At 45.2% G+C, this 1,209-nt stretch carries 1 protein-coding gene; it reads right to left on the reverse strand.

Features of this window, described 5'->3' with window-relative positions; translation table 11 throughout:
- Nucleotides 1-222 precede the first annotated feature (222 nt).
- Nucleotides 223-849, reverse strand: a complete 627-nt coding sequence (locus tag QUA13_RS32545; protein ID WP_333205231.1) for a hypothetical protein — start codon at nucleotides 847-849, stop codon at nucleotides 223-225.
- Nucleotides 850-1,209: the final 360 nt, after the last annotated feature.

The following is a 1,209-nucleotide window of genomic DNA, read 5'->3' on the forward strand; positions in this document are numbered from 1 at the left end:
ACTCCCCCCTCTGCTTTTAATCCACCACTTTTAGCTATCCTACCCGATTGGCAAAAAGATCTCAAATGGGTTCTATAAAAGTGATATCTCAGAAGGCGCATTAGCAATTTTTTTATTTTTTCCCACTCGGAAAGGCAATTGGCAACAGTGACCATGCCGTTGCTGTAAAAGACAACGGCAATGTGGTCGGGTATAAATGCTGGCAGGTGACGCTAAATACTTCTAAGCTCGCTCTTTCATTGACTTGTAGGGATAAGGATAGTTGATTGTTAGTTTAAGTGAGCCAGGAAGTACCTCTGGTTGATTAACAATGCAGTAAATGAGATATCCAGCCCGTTCTACTTCTGTCCAAGCCAGAGGCGAGAACTGGGCTGACTCACAAATGGCGCGTTTAACCAGTCCTGGTCTGCTGCGGTTCTCAAACAGAGCTTGCACGAACTGGGTGGGATTGGCTATGGTAGGAGACAGAAGCTTGCAGAATTTTCTAGGATGAACTGTCCGAAGGTAATTCAGAGTAGCTTGTCCATTGAGTGCTTCAACTAGAGATGGTGAAATTTGCAAGTGCTGGAGCAGCAAGTCCATATCTTCATCAGTATTGGTTACTGCCCATAAATTATCATCGAGCCACCCCCAAACTATCTGCTCAGCCTCTTTGTGAGTTGCTACCAAAAAGCGATTTCCTTTGTAGGTAAATCCTGATACGTGGGGCAGTTGGGGGAGAGACCAGTCGGCAAAAGTGCGATCGCTGTCCAGTAGCAATAGGACGGATGCTAGTAGGTGCCTCCTGCTGTGCCGCAGCGGATCGGCCGGTACAGGCTGTCGAGAGCTGTGTTGATGGTCAAACTGCATGGGAACGCCGTTCTCCTGTTGACAGTAAAAGTTACTGATTTAAGCTAAAAGCTAAAGGCTGTAAACTAAATCCGCCGTCCCTCCTAATTTCCCACTTCAAAAGTCATCGGCAATATTAATCTTGCGGACTATTAAAATGCGCTCCAAATGTAAAAACTATCATCCGAGTGGCTGTTGTTTCTTGTAATTCCAGCTAGTTATAGCAATAGGCAAAAAGCGTTTGTTCGACGGCTTTTTTTCGGAACAATACTTTTTGATAAAACAATTACTGGTTCAATGTTCTATTTGGAGTTTAGACTAAGCAGGTCAAAAAGTGCGCTCGCCCAAAGACCGGCAAACGTCCATACTCCAACGGCAACG

Origin of the sequence: Microcoleus sp. S28C3 (assembly GCF_036700785.1) — a bacterium.
In the GTDB taxonomy this organism is placed as follows: Bacteria; Cyanobacteriota; Cyanobacteriia; order Cyanobacteriales; family Microcoleaceae; genus Microcoleus; species Microcoleus asticus.